Raw genomic sequence first — 23,585 nt, forward strand, 5'->3', positions numbered from 1 at the left:
CGCTGCCCCGCCTCCAGCACGAGGAAGTCCAGGCCGCGCGTCGCCAGGTGCGCCGCGGCGGCCAGGCCCACCGGGCCCGCACCGATCACCACCACGGGCAGGGCGCCGGGCGCGGCGTGCGCCACGATCTGCTCGATCTCGACAGCGGTGGTGCCGCAGCATCCGTCACTCATGATGGCCTCTCCTGCAATTCGTGCGATATGTGATCGTCGGATCTCAGCGGTGGAGCAGAACCGACGAAGCGGAGCGCGCGCCGCACGCCCCTTGTTTAGAAAAACATCTAAGTAGCAAAGAGGGTGCCCCACTGATTAGAGATTTGTCAAATCAACAGCTCGGCCGGCGGGCGGGACTCACCCGCAGGTGGCGCCCGGAGGGCGGCCGTCGGGCGGGCAGCAGGCCCGCAGGCCGGCCTGCAGATCGCTCAGCGCCTGGCCGATCCGGGCGGGGTCGGCCCGGTAGTAGACCGTTTTCCACTCCCGCCGGGCGCTCAGCACCCCGCCGTCGCGCAATGTCGCCAGATGGGTGGAGGTGGCCGACTGCGCCAACGACATCCGCTCGGCGACCTCACCCACCGTCAGCTCGATCCCGCCGGCGAACAGCATCAGGATCTGCTGGCGGGTGTCGCTGGCCATCGCCTTGAGGAAGCCGCGCGCGGCCTCGGTCAACTCGATGTCGGTGCTCGCCGTCTCCATGGGATGACCCTACCCTTCATATTGTCATTTCTTGATTTGACGATACGATGCGGCGCATGAACACCATAGTCATCGGTGGCGGCCAGGCCGGACTGGCCGCCACCCGAGCTCTTTTGGACGTCGGCCTGGCTCCTGTGCTCCTGGAGGCAACAGACCAGACCACCGGCTCCTGGAGGCGCTACTACGACAGCCTCACCCTGTTCTCACCCGCCCGCTACAGCTCCCTGCCCGGCCTTCCCTTCGGCGGTGACGGCGACCGCTACCCGCACCGCGACGAGGTGGTGGACCATCTGGCCCGCTACGCCCGCGATCTCGGCCGCGGGGGCGCCGAGATCCGCACCGGCGCCCGCGTCACCGCCGTCGCAGCCGGTGCCCGGGGCAGTGGCTTCGCCGTGCGCCTCGCCGACGGCGGCACGCTGAACGCGCCCATCGTGATCGCCGCCAGCGGGTCCTTCGACCGTCCCCACCTGCCCGTCCTGCCGGGCCGCGACGGCTTCACCGGCCAGGTCCTGCACGCCGCCGCCTACACCAACCCCCTGCCATACGCGGGCAGACGCGTCGTCGTGGTCGGCGCCGGCAACTCGGCCGTGCAGATCGCCTGCGAACTCGCGCGGACCAGCACGGTGACACTGGCCACCCGCACGCCGATCCGCTTCGTCGACCAGCGGATCCTGGGCAAGGACCTGCACTTCTGGTTCACCGTCACCGGTTTCGACCGCCTGCCTGCCCGCCTGGTGAAAACCCCGCCCACCGCCCCCGTCCTGGACGAAGGCCTCTACCGCCGGGCACTACGCGAGGGCGAGCTCGACCGGCGCTCGATGTTCACCCACCTCGACGGCGACGACGTGGTGTGGGCCGACGGCAGCCGTGAACCCGTCGACGTGATACTGCTGGCCACCGGGTATCGGCCCAACCTGGACTATCTGGACGGGCTCGGCGCCCTGGACGAGACCGGCCGTCCCCGTCATGTCCACGGCCTGTCCACCGTCCATCCCGGCCTGGGCTTCCTCGGCCTGGAATGGCAGCGCACCCCCGCCTCCAACACCTTGCGCGGAGTGGGCCGCGACGCCCGCCACCTCACCCGCAGGCTCAAAGCCCACCTGTCGCGGCAGCCGGGTGTGCCCGTTCCGGGGAGGGCGCGCCCGGTGACCGGGCCGCCGGAAACCATGTGATGGCCACCGGATGGCCTTACCCGGCACGTCATCGGCGTGGCGCGCTTCACAGGCTCCCGGTCCGTGCCCGCGGACGTCATCGAGCGGGCCCAGGGGTCCGATCCGGAGGCCGGGAAACCGGCCGCGATCATCGAGGCCACTCGGCGGGCGGGGATCGGGCGGATGCGGAAACCGCTCGACCGGCGCTGAGCCCCGCCCTCTCAGGGAGTCCGCGCGCTCGCCGCTCCGGACCCGGTGCCGGCCCGGCCGGGTGTCAGGACGGCGGCCACGAGGGCCGCGGCACCTGCGGCGACCGCGGCCAGGACGTAGCCGTCGGTGAACCCCGAGAGCGTGTCCCCGACCAGGCTGGCCGCCGCGACGCTGGAGATGGCGGCGGCTCCGATGGAGGCGCCGAACTCGTGGAACGTGCTGACGATGCCGGAGGCGATGCCGGACTCGTGCGGGGCCACCTGGCCCAGAGCGGTCGCCGAGGCGACCACGAACAGTGCGCCGGTCCCGGCGGCCGCGAGCGCCGTGCCCGCCACCACGGTCGCGGTATGTGTCGACAGGGCGGGCACGGCCATGCCGATCGCGGCGGTGAGCAACCCGGCCACGGCGAGCCGGCGCGCTCCGGCCCGGGCGATGGCCCGGCCGGTGAGGTCGGCCCCGAGCATCGTCGCCGCCGCGACCGGAAGGAACAGCAGACCGGTCTGCAGAGCGCCGAAGCCCTGGGCGTGCTGGAAGTAGAACGTGCCGAGGAAGAACACCGCGATCATCAGCGCCGTCGCCATCACGATGAGGAACGTGCCGGTGGCCACCGGCCGGCGGACCAGCAGCGTGACGTCCATCAGGGGCGACCTGGCGGTCTTCTGCCTGGCCACGAACGCCAGGTAGCCCACCGCGGCCGCCAGCAGGAGCCACCCGGTCGTGGCGGTGAGCCACCCGTGGTCCCCGGCGCGAGTGATCGCGTAAATCACGGCACCGGACGAGGCGGTGACCAGCAGCGCACCGAGCACGTCAAGCCGGGCCCCGGGCGCGGCCACGCCGTGGTGCGGCAGCATCCGGGCAAGAGCGGCGAGAACCACCAGCCCGATGGGCACGTTGACGTAGAAGACCCACGGCCAGCCAGGGCCGGCGGTGAGCAGTCCTCCCAGCAGCACGCCGAGAGCCGCGCCCCCGCCGCCGAGCGCGGACCAGATGCCGAGCGCCTTGTTCCGCTCGTCGCCGTCGAACAGGGTCACCAGCAGTGACAGGGCCGACGGGGACAGCAGCGCCGCACCGGCTCCCTGCGCGATGCGTCCGCCCAGCAGCATGCCGGCGGAGTCGGCGAACCCGGTCACCAATGACGCCACCGTGAAGATCAGCAGGCCGGCGAGGACCACTCGCCTGGCCCCGACCAGGTCGGCGAGCCGCCCGCCCAGCAGCATCAGGCCGCCGAACGTCAACGTGTACGCGCTGACGGTCCATGTCAGCGCCTCACGGCTCAGGTCCAGGTCGGTCTCGATGTGCGGGAGCGCGATGGCCACCACCGTGACGTCGAGGATCAACATCAGCTGGGCCACCCCGAGAAAGGCCAGGATGCGCCACCGCGACGGATGAGCCGAGCTGTCCGGCGGAGATGGTTCATGGATCTCATGGTGCGTCACCGAGAGCCTCCAGCTAACTCGTATGGTCATGTACGACTTCGAGCCGTGAGAGTAACACGTATATCCGCGTACGAGTTAAGGTGGTGGCATGCCCACCGTCTCTGCCGGTCCGCGCCGGCGCGCGGATGCCGAACGCAGCATCGCCCGCATCGTCTCCGCGGCGCGCAAGCTCCTGAGCAGCGATCCGGACGCGAGTGTCGACGACATCGCCAAGGCCGCCGGAGTGGGCCGGATGACGCTCTACGGCCACTTCCGCACCCGGGCGGAACTCGTCGAGGCCGCGCTGGTCGACGCGCTGCGCGCCGGCGAGGAGGCGCTGTCGTCCGTCGATCTCACCGGGGACGCGCGAGACGCCCTGGCCCGGCTGCTCGACTCCAGCTGGGCCCTCGTGGCCGAGTCCATGGCGTTGTCGAGCGCCGCACAGAAGGCCCTGCCCGCCGGGCGCGTTCGCGAGCTGCACGCCGCCCCCGCGCGGCGCGTCGAAGAGCTCATCCGCCGCGGCCAGGACGACGGCGCGTTCCGCACCGACCTGCCGATCTCCTGGCTGATCAATGTCCTGCACTACATCCTGAAAGGCGCCGCGGAGGAGAGTCGCGCCGGGCGCATGGAGACGAGCGAGACCGCCCGCGTCGTCATCGCGACGGCACAGGCGATCCTGGCCGCCGCCCCGCCGGACCCTCACGCGTCACCGAAGTAGCGCCCCGCCCCGCGCGCCCGGCGGGCGTGGCCACCACCGAGCCCGGCGAGCCCGCGCGGGACCCGAGCCCTCCGCGCCACCGGCCCGCGAACTCACCGCTCGTGCTCCGCCCGTTGCGGTTTCCCGGACGTGGACGTCGCCGAGATCCCGTCGTCCTCCCCCGGTGGCGATGTCGGCGAAGACGCCGCACGCCCCGACCCAGTTGGCAATTTAACCCCCAGGGGGTATGTTGAAGTCGCGAACCGAGATACCCCACTAGGGTACCTGTGAGTCATCGCGGCTCGTGCCCGACGATCCCGAGAACACCGAAATACCCTACCGGGGTATGACGTTATGGGAGGTGACGACGAAGGGCGGGGACATGCACGGCTACACCCACAACAAGCAGGACCATCTACGGCGGCTGCGCCGGATCGAGGGGCAGGCGCGGGGCCTGCAGCGGATGGTCGAGGAGGACAAGTACTGCATCGACATCCTCACCCAGGTGTCGGCGGCCAACCGGGCCCTGCAGTCCTTCGCGCTGTCCCTGCTGGAGGAGCATCTGGCGCACTGCGTGGCCGAGGCCACCGCCAAGGGCGGCGCCGAGGCCGAGGAGAAGGTCAGGGAGGCCACCGACGCCATCGCCCGCCTCGTCCGTTCCTGATCGAAGAAACCGACCGACCAAGGAGTGATCGCATGACCACCACCTACACCGTCACGGGCATGACCTGCGGCCACTGTGTCTCCTCCGTCAAAGAAGAGGTCGGCGAGGTCGCCGGCGTCACCGGCGTCGACGTGGATCTGACCACCGGCCTGGTGACCGTCCACAGCGAGAGCCCGATCGACCCGGCGCGGATCGCGGCCGCGGTCGCCGAGGCCGGATACGAAGTGGTGGCCCCGTCATGAACACACCGGCCAGGCTGGGCGCCTACGCCCTCGGACTCGTCGTGATCTTCGGCGGGGCTCTGGGGGTCGGCAACGCGGTGGGCGCGACCGGACCCGGCCCCGCGGCGGACGCCCGCACGATCCACGCGGCCCCGTCCGCGAGCCAGGCGGGCGATCACGGAACCCACACCGAGCCGGCCCCCGGCCCGGCGGCGACCGGCGAGCCCGTCCCCGGAGGTCTTCAAGTGTCCCAGGACGGCTACACCCTCCTCCCCCAGGCCACCACGGTCGAGCCGGGCGAGGCGACGGACTTCCGTTTCGGCGTGATCGGCCCCGACGGCAAGCCTGTCACCGCCTACCGGACAGAGCACGGCAAGAGGCTGCACCTCATCGTGGTCTCCCGCGATCTGGGCAGCTTCCAGCACCTGCACCCCGAACTGACCGACGACGGCGTGTGGTCGGTGAAGCTGACCTTGCCCGAGGCGGGCGCCTACCGGGCGTTCGCCGACTTCGCCCCCGAGGGCGGCCGCGGGCTGACCCTGGGCGTCGACCTGCAGGCCCCCGGCGCCCAGGAACCCGAGGCGCTGCCCGCGACAAGCCGTACCGCCACGGTCGACGGCTACACCGTCACCCTGGACGGGGACCTGACTCCCGGCGCGTCCAGCAAGCTCACCCTCAAGGTCGGCATGGACGGCAGGCCCGTCACCGACCTGCAGCCCTACCTGGGCGCCTACGGGCACCTGGTCGCCCTGCGCGCCGGAGACCTGGCCTACCTGCACGTGCACCCTGACGGGGAACCAGGTGACGGCACGACCCTCTCGGGCCCGCAGATCACCTTCTACGCCGAGGTTCCCAGCCGCGGCGACTACCGGCTGTTCCTGGACTTCCAGCACGAGGGAACCGTGCGCACCGCCGACTTCACCGTCCGCGCCGGTGAGCTCCCCGCGCCGGCCACGACTTCGGGCCCGGCGCCGGCGGCCACGCCGTCCGCATCCGCCTCGCACGGCGACCACGATCACTGACACCTGGCATGACGAGCGAAAGGAGCAGGTGATGTCCTCCCTCACCGACGACAGGGCCCAAGACGCGGTCGAACTCTCGATCGGCGGCATGACCTGCGCGTCCTGCGCCAACCGGATCGAACGCAAGCTCAACAGGCTCGACGGCGTCACCGCGACCGTGAACTACGCCACCGAGAAGGCCAAGGTCGCTTTCACCGAGGGTGTCGACCCCCAGGACCTCATCGCCGAGGTGGAGAAGGCCGGCTACACCGCCGCGCTCCCCGCGAAGCCCGCGAGCGGCACCACCCGAAACGACTCCCCGGGCGAACCGGCCGACGACCTCGCCCCGCTGCGCAACCGGCTGATCACCGCCGTGGTGCTCGCCGTGCCGGTGATCGCCATGTCGATGATCCCGCCCCTGCAGTTCGTCAACTGGCAGTGGCTGTCGCTCGCCTTGGCCGCCCCGGTCGTCGTCTACGCCGGCTGGCCCTTCCACCGGGCCGCCTGGACGAACCTGCGCCACGGCGCCGCGACCATGGACACCCTGGTCTCGCTCGGCACCGTCGCCGCGCTCGGCTGGTCGCTGTGGGCGCTGTTCTTCGGCACGGCGGGCACACCTGGCATGACCCACCCGTTCGCCTTCACCATCGAGCGCACCGACGGCTCGGGCAACATCTATCTGGAGGCCGCCGCCGGAGTGACGGCGTTCATCCTGGCCGGCCGCTACTTCGAGGCCCGCTCCAAGCGCCGCGCGGGCGCCGCCCTGCGGGCCCTGCTGGAGTTGGGGGCCAAGGACGTCGCCGTGCTGCGCGACGGCGTCGAGACCCGCATCCCCGCCGGGGAGCTCAAGGCGGGCGACCGGTTCGTCGTCCGGCCCGGCGAGAAGATCGCCACCGACGGCGTGATCGAGGAGGGAACCTCCGCCGTCGACGCCTCCATGCTCACCGGCGAATCGGCGCCGGTGGAGGTGCGCCCCGGCGAGGCGGTGACCGGTGCGACCGTCAACGCCGGTGGCCGCCTGCTCATCCGCGCCACCCGCGTCGGATCCGACACCCAGCTGGCCCGGATGGCCAGGCTGGTCGAAGACGCTCAGACGGGTAAGGCCCAGGTCCAGCGGCTGGCCGACCGCATCTCCGGGATCTTCGTGCCGGTCGTGATCGCGCTGGCCGTCGGCACGCTCGGCTACTGGCTGGGAACCGGCGGCGGGGCCGGGGCGGCCTTCACCGCCGCGGTGGCCGTGCTGATCATCGCCTGCCCGTGCGCCCTGGGCCTGGCCACGCCGACCGCCCTGCTGGTCGGCACCGGGCGCGGCGCCCAGCTCGGCATCCTGATCAAGGGCCCGGAGGTGCTGGAATCCACCCGCGCCGTCGACACCGTCGTGCTCGACAAGACCGGGACCGTCACCGAGGGCAAGATGACCCTGGTCGGCGTCCATCTCGCCGACGGCGAGGACGAGACGCAGGTGCTGCGCCTGGCGGGTGCCCTGGAGCACGCCTCCGAACACCCCATCGCCCAGGCCATCGCCCGGGGAGCGGCCGAACGCGTGGGCGAGCTGCCCACCCCCGAGGACTTCGCCAACCGCGAAGGGCTCGGCGTACAGGGCATCGTCGACGGTCACGCCGTGCTGGCGGGCCGTCCCGCGCTGCTCGCCGAGTGGTCCCAGCACCTGCCGACCGGCCTGGAGCGGGCACTCACCGAGGCGCAGGCGGCGGGCCGCACAGCCGTCGCGGTCGGCTGGGACGGCCAGGCTCGCGCGGTCCTGACGGTGGCCGACACCGTCAAGCCCACCTCGGCCGAGGCGGTCCGACGGCTACGCGCCCTGGGCCTGAGGCCGGTGCTGCTCACCGGCGACAACGAGACCGTCGCACGGTCGGTCGCGGCCGAGGTCGGCATCACCGAGGTCATCGCCGAGGTGCTGCCCGCCGACAAGGTCGACGTCGTCAAGCGGCTGCAGGCCGAGGGCAGGTCGGTGGCCATGGTGGGTGACGGCGTCAACGACGCCGCGGCGCTCGCCCAGGCCGATCTGGGCCTGGCCATGGGCACCGGCACCGATGCGGCCATCGAGGCCTCCGACCTCACCCTGGTCCGCGGCGACCTGCGGGTGGCCGCCGACGCCATCCGGCTGTCACGCCGTACCCTGCGCACCATCAGGGGCAACCTGTTCTGGGCCTTCGCCTACAACGTGGCCGCCCTGCCCCTGGCCGCGCTCGGCCTGCTCAACCCGATGATCGCCGGGGCCGCCATGGCGTTCTCCTCGGTCTTCGTGGTCGGCAACAGCCTGCGCCTGCGCACCTTCACATAGCGAAACGCCGGTGCGGCCGCGGGCGACGGCCGTCCGCGACGAGAGCAAGGTCGTCGGGGACGGACTTCCCCGGAGCAATCTTGAAGGTCTTTCAGGTGAGGGCCGCCTGCGGCCGGTGATCCGGCGTCAGCCGCCCGGACCGGTCGAGTGCCCAGACAGCCGTCGCGCACCCGCATCCGACAATGACCAGGCTCCACCACGCAAGGCCCGGAGCTCCCATCTGCCGTCCGGCATCGAGCACCGTCCCGGTGAGCAGGTTTCCGGCCGCGATGCCGATCCCGGACAGGGTGTTGTAGAACCCGTAGTAAGTGCCGATCATGCGTTCTCCGCCGAGCGCGGCGATGGTCGCCATCTCGAACGGGTAGACGATCATGGTGGCCAGGCTGAGCAGGCAGGTCGTGAGGAGCGCCGGCGCCAATGCCACGGCATACGCGAGCCAGGGGGCCGCATTGAGATTCCGGGGAGACAGTGTGGTGGCGAGCGCCAGCGGGACGAACGAGGCACCCATCAGCCACAGGCCCCGGGCCATCGCCTGCCCGGATGTCCATCGCGCTTTGGCCCAGGCGGTGATGCGAACCTGCCCAAGGACGGCCAGCCCGCCGGAGATCACGAACATCAGCGTGACCCCGGCCTCACCACCGGTCATCCGGCGGATCTCAATGGGCAGGCCCAGATAGATCTGAAAGTTGAGCACGTAGGAGCCGACCATGGCCAGCGAGAACAGCAGGAAGGCGCGATCGCCGATCACCTGGCGCCAGTCCTGCAGCAGACTCGCCTCAGCGCCCGCCCTGCCACCGGACCGAGCCGGCAGGGCCCGCACCTGCACGACGGCCAAAACGGTGAACAGTCCAGCCGCGACCAAGCAGATGAGGCGGAAGGCGACACCGTTGAGCAGCAGTCCGATCACCGGCCCGGCCAGGATGCCCGTCTGGTAGAAGACGTTGAAGAGCGCGAACGCCTCGACTTTGCGCTCACCCGCCTCCTGAGCCAGGTAGGCGCGGGCCGCGGGGTTGAACAGGGCGCCGGCGAAGCCGGTGAGCGCGGAGGCGACGATCAGTGCCGGTAGCGACTCGACCAGGCCGAGCAGCGCGAACCCGATGCTTCGAAGGATCAGCCCAGCCATGATCATCGGCTTGTAGCCGATCCGGTCGGCCAGGCTGCCGCCCAGCAGGAACATGCCTTGCTGGCTGAGGTTGCGTACGCCCAGGATGAGGCCGACCAGCCAGACCGCCAGCCCGAGGTCGCCGGACAGATACAGGGCGAGGTAGGGCATGAGCATGTAGAAGCCGACGTTGATGGTGAGCTGGTTGACCAGGAGAAGCCGGATCGGCTGGTTGAACGATCGCACCTGGGCGAGGGTGGTTCTCATGTGCGCTCTTCCGCGTCTTTCACCGGGTCCACCACGGTGGCGCAGCGCGTCCATCGCACCACCTCGGCTTCGCGCGGATGAGCGATCTCGTCGGGCTCAGGCTCCGGCTTGACCTCGAGCAGACCGTGCTCGGCGCAGTAGGCGTCGTTGTAGACGGTGTCGAAGTAGCGTTCGGGACCATCGGGAAAGACCGCAGCGATCTGCGTGCCCGCGGGCTCGGAACGCGCCAGCCAGGAGGCCACGAGCGCGACGGCGCCCACGCTCCATCCTCCGGACGCGTATCTGCCCGCCGCGAGCCGGCGACAGGCCCACACGGCCTCGCCGGGCGCCACCCAGTGCACTTCGCTGAAAGCCCTGTACGCGACGTTGCGCGGATGGATGCTGCTGCCGAGACCACGCATGAGCCGCGCGCGAGCGGGCTGACCGAAGATCGTGGAACCGACCGTGTCGACTCCCACCAGGCGTACGGAAGGCCGGAGCTCGCGTAGTGCGCCGAACACGCCGGCGCTGTGGCCGCCGGTGCCCACGCTGCACACCAGGATGTCGAGCCGGTCGAGCCGGTCGGCCAGTTCCCGGGCGAGGCCTTGGTAGGCCGAGACGTTGTCGGGGTTGCTGTACTGGTCGGGGCAGTACCCGCCGGGGTGTTCGGCCAGGAGCTCGCCGACGCGCCGGCGCCGCGCCTCCTGCCATCCTCCGGTGGGGTGGGGCGCGCCAACCGTCTCGACACGAGCTCCGTAGGCGCGCAGCAGCCGGTGCATCAACGGTTCCAGGCCGGGGTCGCTCACCAGGATCACCGGATGGTGGTGGACGATGCCCGCCAGCGCCAGGCCGAGCCCGAGCGTCCCGCTGGTCGACTCGATGATCGCTCGCCCGGGTTGCAGCTCTCCGCGCAGGCGCGCCTGCTCAATCATGTGCAACGCCGGGCGGTCCTTGATACCGCCCGGGTTGTAGCCTTCCAGCTTCGCCCAGAAGCCGCGTTCTTCCTCACCGGTCCACAGCTCAGGCACCCACAGCACCGGCGTGTCGCCGACAAGGCTTGCCGGAGAGGGGGTTCCCGCAACGCTCGCCGTTGAGGCCCGGGTCTTCACACGAGTGTTCTCCATCTGCGTTCCTCTGATGAGCTTGCTTCGCTTCGGCGGACACCGCCGGTGTGACGGCCAGGCCACGGGGGGACGCCTCGGAGTTGGCGAGACCGTGGTGGCCGGGGCTGCCGCGCAGCCCGTACAGGTTGTGCCGATTCCGATGAAATCGAAGATCACGGCGTGGGCGGCGGCCCGGCTGGAGCAGGAATGACCGCCTGGCAGCTCCCCCGTCAGGGGGAAGCGGTATGCGGTTGTACCGGGGTTTCTCCTTACTTGCAGGCGCCTAGCGGGCGGGGCCGGGCGCGGAAGTGCCCCTCGGGGCGCCACGGGGGGCGAGCGCGCGATTCACCCCGGAAAGACCGGGGCCCCGGCTTCGCGAGATCGCGGACTCGACGGCCGCGGTCGCCGCGCGGGAAGGGGATACGCGGATGAGACACGGTCTCGGCAGTAAGGCGGCATCACCCACCGCACCGCACCTCAGGCGTATGTCTTGAGTTCCCCGGAGGCAAGTGGTTTCCGTGAACGTTCAACGAGATCCCCCGGCACAACAGGGGCTTTGTCCCCCACAATCTTTACCTTGCTATGGTCAGTAGTAGAGACGGCGAGTTCTGCCACTCGATGCCGCGGCGGGATGTGCGCGCCTCCCGCTGCCCCACCGGCCCTGGCGCCTCCCCTGGAACCCTTGAGAAGGAGCCTGCTGTTCAGGCAGACGTACGCGCGCGAGAGAAGCGCGACAACACGTGAACCGCCTGTCCCGCTGCGCGCGAGTTGATCATTCACCTCTTCGGCCATCTCTACTACAATACATAGTACGTAATCGTGGTTCCGCCATCCGGGCAGGTGTGACCTGCGGGGATCCTCGGCGCCAACGGCGATCGTGACCCAGCCCGAGCGAGCGCTCCAGCCGGGTGACCGCCGTTTCACCGAGGACAGCGGCTCAGGTGGCGAGCGCCCCTGCCTCGCCGTTCTCAGGCGAGGCGAAACGGCGCCTGCAGGCGAGGACGGGGAACGGAAGCGCTGGTCACGTGCGCCGAAGGCGAGCGCACCGGGAAGGCGCTCCCATGCCCGCGATTCGCGAAACAGGGCGTCGTAGGTGCGGCTAGAACAGCGAGATGCCGTGGCAGTGGTGGGCCAGGAACGAGCTCACACCGGGAATCGCGGCCACGGCCGCGGGGCCGGCGAGCAGGAAGGCGACCGCGGCCAGGCCCGCGAGGCGTTCCCGGGGCCTGAGCGGGGCCGCCGGGCTGAGCATGCGCTGGACACGGGTGAGGGCGGTCTGGCCGCCGGCGCCCAGCGTGAACGCGGGGGCCCGTCCGGTGGCGAGCCGGACCAGTGCGGCGGCGATGTGGATACGCGGGTGGCGGCGGGCCGCGACGTCGTCGGCGAGCAGCTCGATCAGCCGGGCGATCTCCTTTCCGGCCCGGGCGAACAGCGGCAGACGGGGGAAGGCCCGGCAGAAGGCCTCGGCGGCGGCCAGGACGAGGTGATGGCGCCCGCGCAGGTGCGCCTGCTCATGAGCGAGGACGGCGGCGACCTGCTCGGGAGCCAGGGATCGCAGGGCCGCGGTGGTGATGACGGCCTTGCCGTCGCGGCCGGGCAGGCAGTAGGCGGCGGCCTCGTCATGGTCGAGCACGACCGCGTCCAGCGCGCCGTCATGGCGGCCGAGCAAGTTCAGCATCTCGGCGTGCCGCCGCCGTTGCCGCCGCGCCCTGACCAGGATGGCCGCCCCGCAGTAGGTGATCCTGGCCGCGATCAGGGCGGCGCCGAACAGAGCGGCGCGCGCCCCCGGGGGGGCGGGAGACGCGCCGTCGGAGAGCATGTCCGCGCACGCCTCGAAGAACTCGGCCAGGCCATGGCCGATCACACTGGCCGGAATCGCGACGGCGAGCGCGGCGAGGGCCGCGGAGGCGACCACGGAGGCACAGGCGGCCAGCCAGACGCAGATCGCCAGGCGGGGCGCGCGCTCGGCCCACTCGCCCCGGCCCAGCAGGCGGGGCAGCGTGACCACCGCGACCACGGCGTACAGGGCCAGGACGGCGGCGGCCATCATACGCGGCGCCCCGGCGGATACACCTTCAACGCGGCCTCCAGCGCGACCGACTCCTCAGGGGTCAGCCGCTCCAGGAAGTGCACCAGCGTGGCCGCCTGGTTACCGCTGGAGGCCAGGGTGGTGCGCATCAGGTCGGCGGTGTAGGCCTCCTTGCTGGCCACCGTCTCGTAGACGTACGCCCGGCCGACCGGTTTCCTGCGCAGCAGGCCCTTCTTGTGCAGCTTGTCCATCACCGTCATGACGGTCGTGTAGGCGATGTCCCGCTCACGACGGAGATCTTCGAGCACGTCCCTGACCGACGCCGGCCGGTGGTACGACCACAGGCGCTCCATGATCGTGGACTCCAGGTCTCCCAGACCACGCATCAGGTGAGACTCCCTTCCACCGGCGTACCACTTAATGCTACCGGCCGTCGTAGAAACCCGACCATGCGTCACCTCGGCCCCGGCCCGCCGGTCGCCGGGGGCGCGATGCGGGCGGGCCCGCGGCCCGCGCCCTCCGGCACGAGAGATGTTGCCCATATACCCCCCACCCGTATATGGTGGCGGAGTTGCCGAGACGATGCGCAAGCCGGGAGGCCGTGATGGCGGAATCGATGGGTTCCAGGGATCATGCCGGACACGACGAGCCCCACGGGCACGACCACCTCGGGCACGCCGGTCATGCGCGGAAGGCCACCTGGCGAGTGGCCGCGTCGGCGACCTTGCACTGCCTGACCGGGTGTGCCATCGGTGAGGTGCTCGGCATGGTGATCGGCACGGCTCTGGGATGGCCGAACGTGCCCACCATCGTCCTGGCCATCGTGCTGGCCTTCTTCTTCGGCTACGCACTCACCCTGATCGGGTTGCGCAGGGCCGGCGTCGACTGGCGCAAGGCCCTGCGACTGGCGCTGGCGGCCGACACCCTGTCCATCCTCGTCATGGAGATCGTCGACAACGGGGTGATGATCGCCGTCCCCGGCGCCATGGACGCCGAGCTGACGTCCGGCCTGTTCTGGGGCGCCCTCGCCTTCGCCCTCCTGGTGGCCTTCCTGGTCACCACGCCCATCAACAAGTGGATCATCGGCCGGGGCAGGGGACACGCCGTTGTCCACGCCTACCACCACTGACGGGCACCGGCGGGCACTGACGGGCACCGACCGGCCACGCCCGATGCTCGACGCCCAGCAGGCCGCCTCCGTGGAAGCCGTGCGTCTCGAAGGCCTCCTCCACGGCGCCTGCCGTGCCGCGACGGTCCTGCCGGGCGGGCCCCCTCCCGGCCCGTCGCGCTTCTCAGGCCGAGGGGCGCGAGGCCCGGACGTAGTAGAGCATGACCGGCAGGTCGCCCTCGTCGGTGAGGTGGAATCCGGCGTCGGGGATCAGGTCGCCGAGCAGGTCCCGCGGGCTGTGCCGCATCGCGGGGCCCGACACCATGCCGACGAGATGGGCGAGCAGGTGGTTGGCGGGCGGGCGGAACTCGGCGATCAGCAGCCGCCCGCCCGGCCGCAGCACCCGGAACATCTCCCTTACGGCGGCGCCGCGCCCGGCGGCCGGCATGTGGTGGACGGCCAGGCTGGAGACCACCACGTCGAAGGAGGCGTCGGGCAGGCCGAGCGCCTGCCCGGTGCCCGCGACGTAGGAGCAGTTGCCCGGGGCGCGTCGACGGGCATGGCCGATCATGGGTGGTGAGGGGTCGACGCCGGTCACGTGGCCTGCCGGGCCGACGAGCGGGGCCAGGATCCGGGTCAGGTAGCCGGTGCCGCAGCCGACGTCGAGCACCTGGTCGCCCGGCCGGGTTCCGGACAGCGCCGCCAGGCGGGTGAAGATCTCGCGCCGTCGCCCGAGCAGGCCGATGTTCGCCGCGATGTCGTAGGCGCGGGGGTGATCGATCGTCCCGCCCTCGTCGGCGTGCTCGGCGTGATTGTGGAGCAATCTGCCCAGTCCCATTATCGTTCTCCTCTCGAACAACCTGTTCAATAATGAATGATCCGTTCGTTAGCATGACGGGGTCAACAACCACTTCCGCCTTGCTGTGCCATACCGAACAGGACCGGTGAAGTGTCCGGAAACACCGACAGGCGGGTGCGGCGCACCCGGCAGGCGATCCAGCGCGCGCTGGTGGAGCTGATCCTGGAGAAGGGGTATGAGCCGGTGACCGTCACCGACCTCATCAACCGCGCCGACGTCGGGCGCTCGACCTTCTACGCCCACTTCGCCGACAAGCAGGCCGTGTTGTTCGCCAACCTGGACGAGATCGCCTTTCTGCACCCGGCTCCGAGTACCGACGGCCCGCTGTTCGGCTTCAGCCTGGCGATGTTCGAGCATGTGCAGGAGCAGCGCAGGCTGGTGCGGGCATTGCTCGGACGCCGTGGTGGCCAGATGGTGATGGCCCACGGCGAGCAACTGCTGCAGGCCGTCATCCGCGACGAGCTGCTCGCCCGGGGCGGGCGCGCCGGCGCCTCGCTCGACCTGGTGGTCACCTGCGCCGTCGGGGCGTTCATGGCCTTGGTGCGCAAGTGGGTGGACGGGGAGATCGACGCCACACCGGCCGAACTGGACGCGGCGTTCCACACGACGATCACACCCGGCGTACGAACGTTACTGGCTCGGTCCTGAGACCGGTGCGAAAGACCGCCGGATCGTGACACGCCATCGGCTGGACGGCATGCTCCGGAAGACCGGTAACGCAGCAGAGGGTGGTTCAGCGCCTCCCCCCATGCGGGGCGGCACCGGAGGGCCGGGAAATCCTCCATCGCTCACGCAGCACGCGCAACCCACGCGAATGTCCGCGGCCGGGCGCTCGTCCGGGATCGGCGCCGGCTCGATGCCGGCGGCAGCGCGGCTGGACCATCCCGGCGCGCGATGCCGGCGGGGCGTCGGCGATGCTGTGGGTATGGAGTACGTGTCCAGAGTGCCGCGACCGCCGCTGGACGGGCTGATCGACGACCTTTACTACCTGGAGGGTGCGCCGCCGTACGCCCGGCTGACGCTGCCGCCGAGTCCGTCGGCGCTGCTCATCGTCAACCTCGGGGCGCCGTTCCGCATCCGCGCCGGCACCGACGTCGAGACGGCAGAGTACGCCGACGGCTGCGTGGTCACCATGCCCACCCGCGCCTTCGAGTTCGGCTATCCTCCGGGGACCCGGTCCGTCGGCGTGCACTTCAAGCCGTGGGGGCCGGCGCCGTTCCTGCCGATGCCCGCGGCCGAGCTGTGTGACCGGCCGGTGACGGTGGAGCAGGTCTGGGGCCGGCCCGCCATCGCCGAGCTGCGAGACCGGCTGGCCACGGCGGCCGGGCCGTACGAGATGCTGACGCTGCTCGAGGAGGAGCTGATGCGACGGCTGTGCGAGACCGCCGGTCTGGGGCTGGTCCGCCATACGAGCAGTGTCATCGCGGCGGCCGGCGGGGCGGTGGCGATCGGCGACCTGAGCGTGGCAGCCGGTGTCAGCAGCACTCATCTGGCGCAGCGGTTCAAGGAGCTCATCGGCGTCACGCCGAAGCGGCTGGCGCGCACCTACCGCTTCGCCGCCACCGTGTTCGCGATCAACCCCGCCGGACCGATCGACTGGGGCGACCTCGCCGGTGGCGCGGGCTACTTCGACCAGGCCCACTTCGGCCACGAGTTCCGGGCGTTCACCGGGCTCACGCCGACCCGGTACGTCGAAGTCCGGCGGCGGTTCCTGCGCGAACATCCCGGCCACGTGATGGACGGCTGGCCGCTGCCGGCCGATTGATTTCTTACAAGAGCGACAGCTCACGACACGCTAATTTGGGGCACCCCGAAGCAGAGGAGAGCCCCGTGGGCAAGGTGGTCATGTACAGCTCGGTGTCGGTGGACGGCTTCGTCGCGGACGAGAACGACCGGCCCGGACCGCTGTTCGACTGGTTGTCCAGCGGTGACGTCCCGTTGGACGAGAGCGGCGAGCTGAAGGTGTCGCAGACCTCCTACGACCACACCCGGACGTACTGGGACCAGATCGGAGTCACGATCGTCGGCCGCCACGTCTTCGACCTGACGGACGGCTGGGACGGGAGACCTCCGGGCGGCATCGACCACGTGGTCGTCGTGTCGCACCGGCCGATGCCCGAGGGCTGGGACCCCGAGGCGCCGTTTCACTTCGTCGACGGCGTCGAGGCAGCCGTGGCCAAGGCGCAGGAGCTTGCGGGTGACCGCCTGGTCGAGGTCGCCGCCGGCGACGTCGGTGGCCAGGTGCTTGCCGCGGGCCTGATCGACGAGGTGCGCATGGACGTCGTACCCGTGGTGTTCGGGTCCGGCAAGCGCTACTTCGGGTCGATCCACGCGCAGCACCTGTTGGAGGATCCTGACGTGGTGATTCAGGGCAACCGGGTGCTTCACCTGCGCTATCGGGTGCGCCGTTGACCGATCTGATCGGGTACGCGAAGAAGTCCACCGCGAACGAAGAAGTCCACTGCGAACGGTGACACAAGATCGGGCCTCCGGCCGCGTTTGCGCATCGCTGTCCCTGGTCGGGCAGCCGACCTGGTGTCCTGGCGCCACACATGCCCGCACCCGGTGCACCGGTACCGGCGGATCGTCACCGGCAGGGTGGTCGGTCGCCGGCCCAGCGGCTCGTGCGCCGGCTCCCGCGTGACGGTGTCCCGGGGTCTTCCCGCACGCCCGCAGCGTCGGCACCAGCCCTCGGTGCCGTCATCGGCCTCCAGGACCCGGCACGCCAGGACCGCGCGACCGGGCTCCAGACGCCGGCCGACCACGACCGGTCCGAGCTCGTCCAGGCCGCGGAACGTGGTCAGGTCAGGACAGCCGAAGGTGGCGTCAGGCACGTCGAGGTCTTCCAGATGGGCGGCGCAGGAACCTCCATCCTCGGAAGACCTCCGCGACCTGGATATATGCCATTTCAGCATAGAGTTGCCTGTTTCCGTCTTTGACGGCATCGGATGCCGGCGTGAGACTTCTCTCCGCCCCCGATCCACGACAGGAAGGCATCCCACCGTGCCCACCCGGCTTCTCCGACGCGCCGCGCTCCGGGCGCTGGCCTGCCTCGCGCTCGTCCCCATGGCGGGGGCCACCGCGACCGGCCACGCGTCCGCCGCCCCGTCCGCCGCCCCGTCCGCCGTCCCTGCCGCCGTCCCTGCCGCGCCGACGACGGCGACGGCGCCGGCGCCGGGCCGGATCCGGGCCGCGAAGGAGCTGCGCGCGCTGGAGGCGTCCTTCAAGGGCCGGATCGGCGCGTACGCCGTCGACACCGCCACCGGCGCGACGATCGGCCACCGGCCGGGCGAGCGTTTCCCGATGCTGTCCACCTTCAAGGCGATGGCCGCCGCGGCCGTGCTGCACCGGGCCCGCACCTCCGAGCCCGGCCTGATGGACAAGGTCGTGCGCTGGACGGCCGCCGATCTGCGGGAGCATTCCCCGGTCACCGAAAAGCACGTGAAGGACGGGCTGACCGTCGCACGGCTGTGCGAGGCGGCCATCACCCAGAGCGACAACACCGCGGCCAACATGCTGCTGAGGCAGATCGGCGGCCCCGCCGGCCTGACCCGCTACCTCCGGACGCTGAAGGACCCGATCTCCCGGCTGGACCGGTGGGAGACCGAGCTCAACGACTGGAGTCCCAAGGAGAGACGCGACACCACGACGCCCGCGTCCATGGGCCGTGACCTGCGCGCGGTCACGGTGGGGAACGCCCTCCACGCCAAGGACCGGGAACGGCTGAACGCCTGGCTGATCGCGAACACGACCGGGGACGCCCGCATCCGCGCGGGCCTGCCCAGGACCTGGACGATCGGCGACAAGACCGGCACGAGCTCCAGGTACGGGGCCGGGAACGACATCGCGGTGGTCTGGCCGGGCAGGTCGGCCGCCCCCGTCATCATGTCGATCTACACCAACCGCCGGACCGCGGACGGTGCCGTCGACGACAAGGTGGTCGCGAAGACCGCCACCATCCTCGCCCGCGGCCTCGGCAGGCTCTGATGCCGGGGCAGCGCAAAGGGCCGGGGACCACCTCTCTCGCCGCACTCCCCGGATCCGTTCGTCCGATTCGCGCCAGGGGCGAAGGATGAGCCCCTTCGACGAGGAGCCGGACGCCGCCGTCCGGCGGGCGCACCGCCCGCGCCGGGCCAGGATGCGATCGTCGGCGGGGGCGAAGATCGTGCGTCTGGCCGGCGCGGCGGTGGCGGTGGGGGTGCTGACGGCCGGGCTCGCCCTGCCGGCCGTGGGAGGCGCGGGGGTGGTGATCGTCAAAACGTCGGACGGGCTCGACCTCAATCCCGCGGAGCTCGCCGAGCCGCCGCTCGCCGAGAAGACGACCGTCCTCGACGCCGAGGGCCGTCCGATCGCGCAGTTCTGGGACGTGTACCGCGAGGTCGTACCGCTCGGCCAGGTGTCCGACGTCATGAAGACGGCCATCGTCTCGATCGAGGACTACCGCTTCTACGAGCACGGTGCGATCGACCTCGAAGGCACGATGCGGGCCCTGGCCAAGAACCTCTCCTCGCAAGGGGTGAGCCAGGGGGGTTCCGGCATCACCCAGCAGTACGTCAAGCAGGTGCTGCTGAATGCGGCCGTGACCGAGAAGGAGAAGGAGAAGGCCCTGGAGGCCAGCTACGCGCGCAAGCTCACCGAGCTGCGCTACGCGATGGGGATCGAACGCAAGTACACCAAGGACCAGATCCTCGAGAAGTATCTCAACATCGCCTACTTCGGCGCCGGGGCCAACGGCATCGAGGCGGCGGCCAGGCGGTTCTTCGGCGTGCGCGCCTCCCGGCTCAACCTGTGGCAGGCGGCCACCCTGGCCGGAGCCGTGCAGCTGCCCACCGCCACCGACCCGGAGGGCGGCGGGGAGAACCGGCGAAGGCTGCTGGAACGGCGCGACGTCGTGCTCGACCGGATGGCGCAGCTCGGCGCGATCACCCCGCGGCAGGCCGCCGAGGCCAAAGCGAAAAAGCTCGGCTACCGGGGCACTCCCCTGCCCGGCAACTGCGCGGCCGGCCCGTACCCCTACTTCTGCGTGTACGTACGCGAGGAGTTCCTGCGCGACCCCGCGTTCGGCAGGACCGCGCAGGAGCGCGCCCGGCTCCTTTACCGCGGCGGCCTGACGATCAGGACGACGCTGGACCCCCGCATGCAGGCCGCGGCCGAGAAAGCCATCAAAAAACACGTCCACGCCTCCGACAACCCCGTCGCCGCCGAGGCCCTGGTCCAGCCGGGCACCGGGATGATCAAGGCCATGGCGGCCAGCCGCGAGTACGGCACCTCCGCGCGCAGGCGCCAGCTGTCGTACAACGTCGTGGCCGACACCGACCACGGCGGCATCGGCGGCGTCCAGGCGGGCTCGACGTTCAAGACCTTCACCCTGATCACGGCCCTGAAGCAGGGCATGAGGATCGACGACGGCTTCACCGTCGGGAACGGCTACCGCGCCCCGGGCTACGCCGCTTTCAAAAACTGTGAGGGGGGCGACATCGGCGACCCGACGCACACCGTCACCAACGACGAGGGGTCTCCCGGCTTCACGTCGCTGCGGACCGGCACCTGGCAGTCGGTCAACACCTTCTTCATGGAACTGGAGCGCCGCGTCGGCCTGTGCGAGACCGTCCGGACCGCCAGGTCGCTGGGCATCAAGCGCGCCGACGGCCGCGAGCTGCGGGAGTACGAGACCTTCACCCTCGGCATCGACGAGATGGACCCGGTGACCGTCGCGAGCGCCTACGCCGCCATCGGCGCACGCGGGAGGTACTGCGCTCCCATGGCCGTCACCCGGGTCACCGACCGGAACGGGAAGGCGACCGGCCACCGGCCCAGGTGCCGCCAGGTGCTGGATCCCGAGATCGCGGACGCCACGGCGCACATCCTGTCGGGGGTGTTCACCAAGGGCACGATGCGGGCGGTGGGCGGCATCGGCCGCGCCGCCGCCGGCAAGACCGGCACCAACGACGACCAGGCGAGCGCGTGGTTCGCGGGGTTCACCCCGGACCTGGCCGGCGCGGTGAGCATCGGCGACCCCCGAGGCGCCGTCGCGCACAAGCTGAACAACGTCACCATCGGCGGCAGATACTACGGCGCCGTCTTCGGGGCCACCGTTCCCGGGCCGATCTGGAAGGACACCATGATCGGCGCGCTGAGGGGCGTGAAGGCCACCTCCTTCACCCCGATCGATGCGGTGCGTTTCGGCGGCTGCGGGCGGCACTGCCGGCCGGCCCGGACGCCTCCGGGCGAGGAAGCGGCCGGCGATACGGACGATCTCAGGCCTGAGCGGCAGTGAACGCAGCAGCCGCGCGGCGGTGCCGGCCGACACCTCGCCGAGGGTGTTCACGATCCGGGCGGCGAGTCCGTCGGCGAACGTGTGCGGGAGCGCCGCCCAGAGCTCGACCTGGGCATCGGGGTGCGGGACCGCGGCCTGGTCCGGTTCGCGGATCGACTCGTATCCGCGAATGGCGGCGACGCACTGGCGATGCAGCACCCGCTGGTCGCTCCACGTCGCGGACCCTCCTTCCGAAGGCCGCACGCCGGCCCCCCGATCGAACCGCTGCGAGCCCGGGGACGCGCGACACCGCGCACGCGGCGTCGCGAGCCCGCGACCGCGCTCAGCCGGCGGCGCCGAACCACCTGGGCAGCCGGTCGAGCAGATCCTGCTGATCCTCACCGGCCCACGCCACGTGGCCGTCCGGCCGCAGCAGCACGGCGGGGACGTCCAGTTCCTCGCTGACGTCGACGACGTGGTCGACCCGGTCGGCCCAGCCCGCCACCGAGAGCCGGCCGGTCTGGTCGAGCAGCAGCCCGCGGCCGCCGCGCGTCAGCTCGTAGAGGCGACCGCGCTTCAGCGCCACGTCCCGCATCCGCCGGCCGAGCAGGTCGTGTCCCTCGCCGACGTCGTAGCGGACCCCGATCGCGACGATCTTCTCGATCAGGTGCCGGTTCACGTCCTCAAAGTCCATCAGCTCCGCCAGCAGCCGGCGCACCGCCTGCGGCCCCGGCTCGGTGGACATCAGCTCCGTCTGCGCGCGGGTGTTGTCCAGTACGTCGGCGGCCACCGGGTGACGCTCGGTGTGGTAGCTGTCCAGCAGCCCCTCCGGTGCCCAGCCGCCGACCTCGGCGGCCAGCTTCCAGCCGAGGTTGAACGCGTCCTGGATGCCGAGGTTGAGCCCTTGGCCGCCCATCGGCGGGTGGATGTGCGCCGCGTCGCCGGCCAGCAGCACCCGGCCGGCCCGGTAGCGCTCGGCCTGCCGGGTGGCGTCGCCGAAGCGGGACAGCCAGCGCGGTGAGTGCACGCCGAAGTCGGTGCCGGCGAAGGCCCGCAGCTGCCGCCTGAACTCCTCCAGGGTCGGCGGGACCGAGCGGTCCCCGGCCACCCCCTCGGCGGGCACGACGACGCGGTACGCCCCGCCCCCGAGGGGGCCGACGCCGAACCGCAGGTGGGTCTTGCGGACTTCGGCCACCACGGCGGCCAGCGTCTCCGGCGGCACGGCCACCTCCATCTCGCCCAGCAGCGTGTCGATTCCGGAGGGCTCACCGGGGAAGCCGACGCCGAGCAGCTTGCGCACCGTGCTGCGGCCGCCGTCGCAGCCGACGAGGTAGCGCGAGCGCAGCCGCGTGCCGTCCGCCAGCTCGGCGGTCACCCCGTGCTCGTCCTGGCTCAGCCCGGCCAGCTCGCAGCCGCGCCGGATCCCGGCGCCGAGCTCGGCGGCGCGCTCGGCCAGCAGGCGATCGGTGATGGTCTGCGGGATGCCGAGGACGTAGCCGTGCGCGGTGTCCAGCCGGCCGGGCGAGGGCTTGGTGATGCCGGCGAAGAAACCACCGACCGGATGCCGCCGGCCGTGCGCGAGGAACCGCTCCAGCAGGCCGCGCTGGTCCATCACCTCGATGCTGCGCACGTGCAGGCCGAGCGAGCGGACGTACGCGGCCGGCTCCGCCTCCTTCTCCAGCACGAGCACGCGCACGCCGTGCAGCCGCAACTCACCGGCCAGCATCAAGCCGGTCGGTCCCCCACCGGCGACGATCACGTCGATCATGAAACCCCCCATTCGACAAGGTCGCGTTTTCGGCCGGCCGCTCCGCGCGGTCCGGCGGCGCACACCCGCGCCTGCGCACCGAGTCCCCGCGACCGCACCGCGAGTCCCACCGGCGGTTCGGCGTCCCGTGTGCCTCGTCCGCCGATCAGCAGAAGGACACGTCCTTCGCGAACTCCTGATTTCCGCAGGCCCTGGCCTTGGCCGACGATTCTGCAGGATGACCCGGGTCTTGTGGCAAGCCCCCCGGTGCGCTATACGTTGAGAGTGGCGAGGAGTGTGTTACCTCCTTGCCTTTGCCTTTTGTCGCCCGTCGCGGACGGGCACGCCCCTGCCGAAGCGGTGACACGCCGCGTACGGCGATGCCGCCGCCGGTCACAGTCGCCGCGCGGGAACTCCCCCGCCCGCCATGCTCTGCCGCCCGATGATCGTGCGGCACGACCGTCGGCACGACCTGGAGAACTGGTCGACGACCGCCTTCAGCCCCCGGGGCAGCGTGTAGAGCGCGGGGTCCCGCGGATAGATCAGCGGCTTCATCAGGCACCCCGACCACCAGCGTGCTGACCAGCCGGCCGGACATCGGTGCCGCGTCCCGGACCGCGAGATGCGATGACGCGCCTGGGGGTGCGGCGCTTCGGGGCCGCCGGCACGGGGTCGTGGCGGCGCCTTGTGATCCCCTCGGGCCGGCGGTGCCGGCGTACGCGACACATCGCCGCTTCGTAAGGAGGTCGCGCCGCTTCGCGAGGAGGTCGCCCGCCCAGAGC

The 23,585-nt window shown here is 71.2% G+C and carries 23 protein-coding genes and 1 pseudogene; 13 read left to right on the forward strand and 11 right to left on the reverse strand.

Annotated features, from left to right (window positions below; all coding sequences use genetic code 11):
- Both ACTOQ1_RS41290 and ACTOQ1_RS41295 read right to left on the reverse strand, forming a co-directional pair.
- Positions 1 to 173: FAD-dependent oxidoreductase (locus ACTOQ1_RS41290; RefSeq protein ID WP_440073907.1), on the reverse strand; the 173-nt coding region annotated here is incomplete at its 3' end.
- Between the two features lie 177 nt (positions 174 to 350).
- The gene (locus ACTOQ1_RS41295) at positions 351 to 692 is read right to left on the reverse strand and encodes an ArsR/SmtB family transcription factor (protein ID WP_440073857.1); all 342 of its coding nucleotides are present in this window, start codon (positions 690 to 692) and stop codon (positions 351 to 353) included.
- A gap of 56 nt (positions 693 to 748) precedes the next feature.
- On the opposite strand from ACTOQ1_RS41295, the gene ACTOQ1_RS41300 reads away from it, so the two are divergent.
- Both ACTOQ1_RS41300 and ACTOQ1_RS41305 read left to right on the forward strand, forming a co-directional pair.
- Positions 749 to 1,864, forward strand: coding sequence for a flavin-containing monooxygenase (locus ACTOQ1_RS41300; RefSeq protein WP_440073858.1), 1,116 nt, complete (start codon positions 749 to 751; stop codon positions 1,862 to 1,864).
- Between the two features lie 36 nt (positions 1,865 to 1,900).
- Positions 1,901 to 2,053: a hypothetical protein gene (locus ACTOQ1_RS41305; protein WP_440073860.1), complete on the forward strand. Its 153-nt coding sequence runs from the start codon at positions 1,901 to 1,903 to the stop codon at positions 2,051 to 2,053.
- Positions 2,054 to 2,064: 11 nt separating this feature from the next.
- On the opposite strand, the gene ACTOQ1_RS41310 is transcribed toward ACTOQ1_RS41305, so the two are convergent.
- On the reverse strand, positions 2,065 to 3,519 hold the full coding sequence (locus ACTOQ1_RS41310) for an MFS transporter (protein ID WP_440073861.1): 1,455 nt from the start codon (positions 3,517 to 3,519) through the stop codon (positions 2,065 to 2,067).
- A gap of 58 nt (positions 3,520 to 3,577) precedes the next feature.
- On the opposite strand from ACTOQ1_RS41310, the gene ACTOQ1_RS41315 reads away from it, so the two are divergent.
- The 5 genes from ACTOQ1_RS41315 (at position 3,578) to ACTOQ1_RS41335 (ending at position 8,353) form a co-directional block, all read left to right on the forward strand.
- Complete coding sequence (locus ACTOQ1_RS41315) at positions 3,578 to 4,186, forward strand: TetR/AcrR family transcriptional regulator (protein ID WP_440073862.1); 609 nt, start codon at positions 3,578 to 3,580, stop codon at positions 4,184 to 4,186.
- A gap of 361 nt (positions 4,187 to 4,547) precedes the next feature.
- Entirely contained in the window at positions 4,548 to 4,829 is a 282-nt protein-coding gene (locus ACTOQ1_RS41320) for a metal-sensitive transcriptional regulator (RefSeq protein WP_440073909.1), read from the forward strand.
- A gap of 32 nt (positions 4,830 to 4,861) precedes the next feature.
- Positions 4,862 to 5,071 (forward strand): heavy-metal-associated domain-containing protein, encoded by a 210-nt coding sequence (locus tag ACTOQ1_RS41325; RefSeq protein ID WP_440073863.1) that lies wholly within the window; start codon positions 4,862 to 4,864, stop codon positions 5,069 to 5,071.
- A complete protein-coding gene (locus ACTOQ1_RS41330) occupies positions 5,068 to 6,072 on the forward strand; it encodes a hypothetical protein (RefSeq protein ID WP_440073865.1) in 1,005 nt (334 codons plus the stop codon). Before ACTOQ1_RS41325 ends, ACTOQ1_RS41330 begins: the two co-directional genes overlap by 4 nt.
- Before the next feature lie 31 nt (positions 6,073 to 6,103).
- Positions 6,104 to 8,353 (forward strand): heavy metal translocating P-type ATPase, encoded by a 2,250-nt coding sequence (locus ACTOQ1_RS41335; RefSeq protein WP_440073867.1) that lies wholly within the window; start codon positions 6,104 to 6,106, stop codon positions 8,351 to 8,353.
- Positions 8,354 to 8,444: 91 nt separating this feature from the next.
- Here the strand turns inward: ACTOQ1_RS41335 and ACTOQ1_RS41340 are convergent, their stop codons facing one another.
- The 4 genes from ACTOQ1_RS41340 to ACTOQ1_RS41355 form a co-directional block, all read right to left on the reverse strand.
- Positions 8,445 to 9,722, reverse strand: coding sequence for an MDR family MFS transporter (locus tag ACTOQ1_RS41340; protein WP_440073868.1), 1,278 nt, complete (start codon positions 9,720 to 9,722; stop codon positions 8,445 to 8,447).
- Positions 9,719 to 10,825 (reverse strand): PLP-dependent cysteine synthase family protein, encoded by a 1,107-nt coding sequence (locus ACTOQ1_RS41345; protein WP_440073870.1) that lies wholly within the window; start codon positions 10,823 to 10,825, stop codon positions 9,719 to 9,721. The genes ACTOQ1_RS41340 and ACTOQ1_RS41345 overlap by 4 nt, the downstream gene beginning before the upstream one ends.
- Before the next feature lie 1,078 nt (positions 10,826 to 11,903).
- Positions 11,904 to 12,854: a M56 family metallopeptidase gene (locus ACTOQ1_RS41350; RefSeq protein WP_440073872.1), complete on the reverse strand. Its 951-nt coding sequence runs from the start codon at positions 12,852 to 12,854 to the stop codon at positions 11,904 to 11,906.
- Entirely contained in the window at positions 12,851 to 13,219 is a 369-nt protein-coding gene (locus tag ACTOQ1_RS41355; protein ID WP_440073874.1) for a BlaI/MecI/CopY family transcriptional regulator, read from the reverse strand. Before ACTOQ1_RS41355 ends, ACTOQ1_RS41350 begins: the two co-directional genes overlap by 4 nt.
- 218 nt (positions 13,220 to 13,437) lie before the next feature.
- Between ACTOQ1_RS41355 and ACTOQ1_RS41360 the strand changes: the two genes are divergently transcribed.
- Positions 13,438 to 13,962, forward strand: coding sequence for a DUF4396 domain-containing protein (locus tag ACTOQ1_RS41360; protein WP_440073875.1), 525 nt, complete (start codon positions 13,438 to 13,440; stop codon positions 13,960 to 13,962).
- Positions 13,963 to 14,125: 163 nt separating this feature from the next.
- On the opposite strand, the gene ACTOQ1_RS41365 is transcribed toward ACTOQ1_RS41360, so the two are convergent.
- Positions 14,126 to 14,779 carry a class I SAM-dependent methyltransferase gene (locus ACTOQ1_RS41365; RefSeq protein WP_440073877.1) on the reverse strand — a complete coding sequence of 218 codons (654 nt, stop codon included), beginning with the start codon at positions 14,777 to 14,779 and terminating at the stop codon, positions 14,126 to 14,128.
- 111 nt (positions 14,780 to 14,890) lie between these two features.
- Here ACTOQ1_RS41365 and ACTOQ1_RS41370 point away from each other — a divergent pair, with 111 nt between their 5' ends.
- The 3 genes from ACTOQ1_RS41370 (at position 14,891) to ACTOQ1_RS41380 (ending at position 17,212) form a co-directional block, all read left to right on the forward strand.
- Positions 14,891 to 15,448 carry a TetR/AcrR family transcriptional regulator gene (locus tag ACTOQ1_RS41370; protein ID WP_440073879.1) on the forward strand — a complete coding sequence of 186 codons (558 nt, stop codon included), beginning with the start codon at positions 14,891 to 14,893 and terminating at the stop codon, positions 15,446 to 15,448.
- A 277-nt stretch (positions 15,449 to 15,725) separates the two neighbouring features.
- The gene (locus ACTOQ1_RS41375) at positions 15,726 to 16,565 is read left to right on the forward strand and encodes a helix-turn-helix domain-containing protein (protein WP_440073881.1); all 840 of its coding nucleotides are present in this window, start codon (positions 15,726 to 15,728) and stop codon (positions 16,563 to 16,565) included.
- Between the two features lie 65 nt (positions 16,566 to 16,630).
- Positions 16,631 to 17,212, forward strand: a complete 582-nt coding sequence (locus ACTOQ1_RS41380; RefSeq protein ID WP_440073883.1) for a dihydrofolate reductase family protein — start codon at positions 16,631 to 16,633, stop codon at positions 17,210 to 17,212.
- A gap of 74 nt (positions 17,213 to 17,286) precedes the next feature.
- Here ACTOQ1_RS41380 and ACTOQ1_RS41385 read toward each other — a convergent pair.
- Positions 17,287 to 17,634: pseudogene (locus ACTOQ1_RS41385) on the reverse strand (ISL3 family transposase); the annotation flags it as partial.
- Positions 17,635 to 17,803: 169 nt separating this feature from the next.
- On the opposite strand from ACTOQ1_RS41385, the gene bla reads away from it, so the two are divergent.
- Together bla and ACTOQ1_RS41395 are read left to right on the forward strand one after the other, a co-directional pair.
- Entirely contained in the window at positions 17,804 to 18,787 is a 984-nt protein-coding gene (bla, locus tag ACTOQ1_RS41390; protein ID WP_440073885.1) for a class A beta-lactamase, read from the forward strand.
- Between the two features lie 85 nt (positions 18,788 to 18,872).
- Positions 18,873 to 21,077: a transglycosylase domain-containing protein gene (locus tag ACTOQ1_RS41395; RefSeq protein WP_440073887.1), complete on the forward strand. Its 2,205-nt coding sequence runs from the start codon at positions 18,873 to 18,875 to the stop codon at positions 21,075 to 21,077.
- Between the two features lie 322 nt (positions 21,078 to 21,399).
- Here ACTOQ1_RS41395 and rox read toward each other — a convergent pair whose 3' ends face one another.
- Complete coding sequence (gene rox / locus ACTOQ1_RS41400; protein WP_440073889.1) at positions 21,400 to 22,824, reverse strand: rifampin monooxygenase; 1,425 nt, start codon at positions 22,822 to 22,824, stop codon at positions 21,400 to 21,402.
- Positions 22,825 to 23,196: 372 nt separating this feature from the next.
- Positions 23,197 to 23,358, reverse strand: a complete 162-nt coding sequence (locus tag ACTOQ1_RS41405; RefSeq protein ID WP_440073891.1) for a hypothetical protein — start codon at positions 23,356 to 23,358, stop codon at positions 23,197 to 23,199.
- Positions 23,359 to 23,585: the final 227 nt, after the last annotated feature.

Source organism: Streptosporangium sp. OZ121 (assembly GCF_051918885.1).
Classification (GTDB): Bacteria; Actinomycetota; Actinomycetes; order Streptosporangiales; family Streptosporangiaceae; genus Streptosporangium.

Coding starts and splice junctions, on each gene's coding strand:
- ACTOQ1_RS41360 (WP_440073875.1), top strand. CDS start 13,438: ATGGCGGAATCGATGGGTTCCAGGGATCATGCCGGACACGACGAGCCC.
- ACTOQ1_RS41395 (WP_440073887.1), top strand. CDS start 18,873: ATGAGCCCCTTCGACGAGGAGCCGGACGCCGCCGTCCGGCGGGCGCAC.
- rox (WP_440073889.1), bottom strand. CDS start 22,824: ATGATCGACGTGATCGTCGCCGGTGGGGGACCGACCGGCTTGATGCTG.
- ACTOQ1_RS41375 (WP_440073881.1), top strand. CDS start 15,726: ATGGAGTACGTGTCCAGAGTGCCGCGACCGCCGCTGGACGGGCTGATC.
- ACTOQ1_RS41365 (WP_440073877.1), bottom strand. CDS start 14,779: ATGGGACTGGGCAGATTGCTCCACAATCACGCCGAGCACGCCGACGAG.
- ACTOQ1_RS41355 (WP_440073874.1), bottom strand. CDS start 13,219: ATGCGTGGTCTGGGAGACCTGGAGTCCACGATCATGGAGCGCCTGTGG.
- ACTOQ1_RS41310 (WP_440073861.1), bottom strand. CDS start 3,519: ATGACCATACGAGTTAGCTGGAGGCTCTCGGTGACGCACCATGAGATC.
- ACTOQ1_RS41405 (WP_440073891.1), bottom strand. CDS start 23,358: ATGAAGCCGCTGATCTATCCGCGGGACCCCGCGCTCTACACGCTGCCC.
- ACTOQ1_RS41320 (WP_440073909.1), top strand. CDS start 4,548: ATGCACGGCTACACCCACAACAAGCAGGACCATCTACGGCGGCTGCGC.
- ACTOQ1_RS41300 (WP_440073858.1), top strand. CDS start 749: ATGAACACCATAGTCATCGGTGGCGGCCAGGCCGGACTGGCCGCCACC.
- ACTOQ1_RS41315 (WP_440073862.1), top strand. CDS start 3,578: ATGCCCACCGTCTCTGCCGGTCCGCGCCGGCGCGCGGATGCCGAACGC.
- ACTOQ1_RS41350 (WP_440073872.1), bottom strand. CDS start 12,854: ATGATGGCCGCCGCCGTCCTGGCCCTGTACGCCGTGGTCGCGGTGGTC.
- ACTOQ1_RS41335 (WP_440073867.1), top strand. CDS start 6,104: ATGTCCTCCCTCACCGACGACAGGGCCCAAGACGCGGTCGAACTCTCG.
- ACTOQ1_RS41340 (WP_440073868.1), bottom strand. CDS start 9,722: ATGAGAACCACCCTCGCCCAGGTGCGATCGTTCAACCAGCCGATCCGG.
- ACTOQ1_RS41330 (WP_440073865.1), top strand. CDS start 5,068: ATGAACACACCGGCCAGGCTGGGCGCCTACGCCCTCGGACTCGTCGTG.
- ACTOQ1_RS41345 (WP_440073870.1), bottom strand. CDS start 10,825: ATGGAGAACACTCGTGTGAAGACCCGGGCCTCAACGGCGAGCGTTGCG.
- ACTOQ1_RS41325 (WP_440073863.1), top strand. CDS start 4,862: ATGACCACCACCTACACCGTCACGGGCATGACCTGCGGCCACTGTGTC.
- ACTOQ1_RS41295 (WP_440073857.1), bottom strand. CDS start 692: ATGGAGACGGCGAGCACCGACATCGAGTTGACCGAGGCCGCGCGCGGC.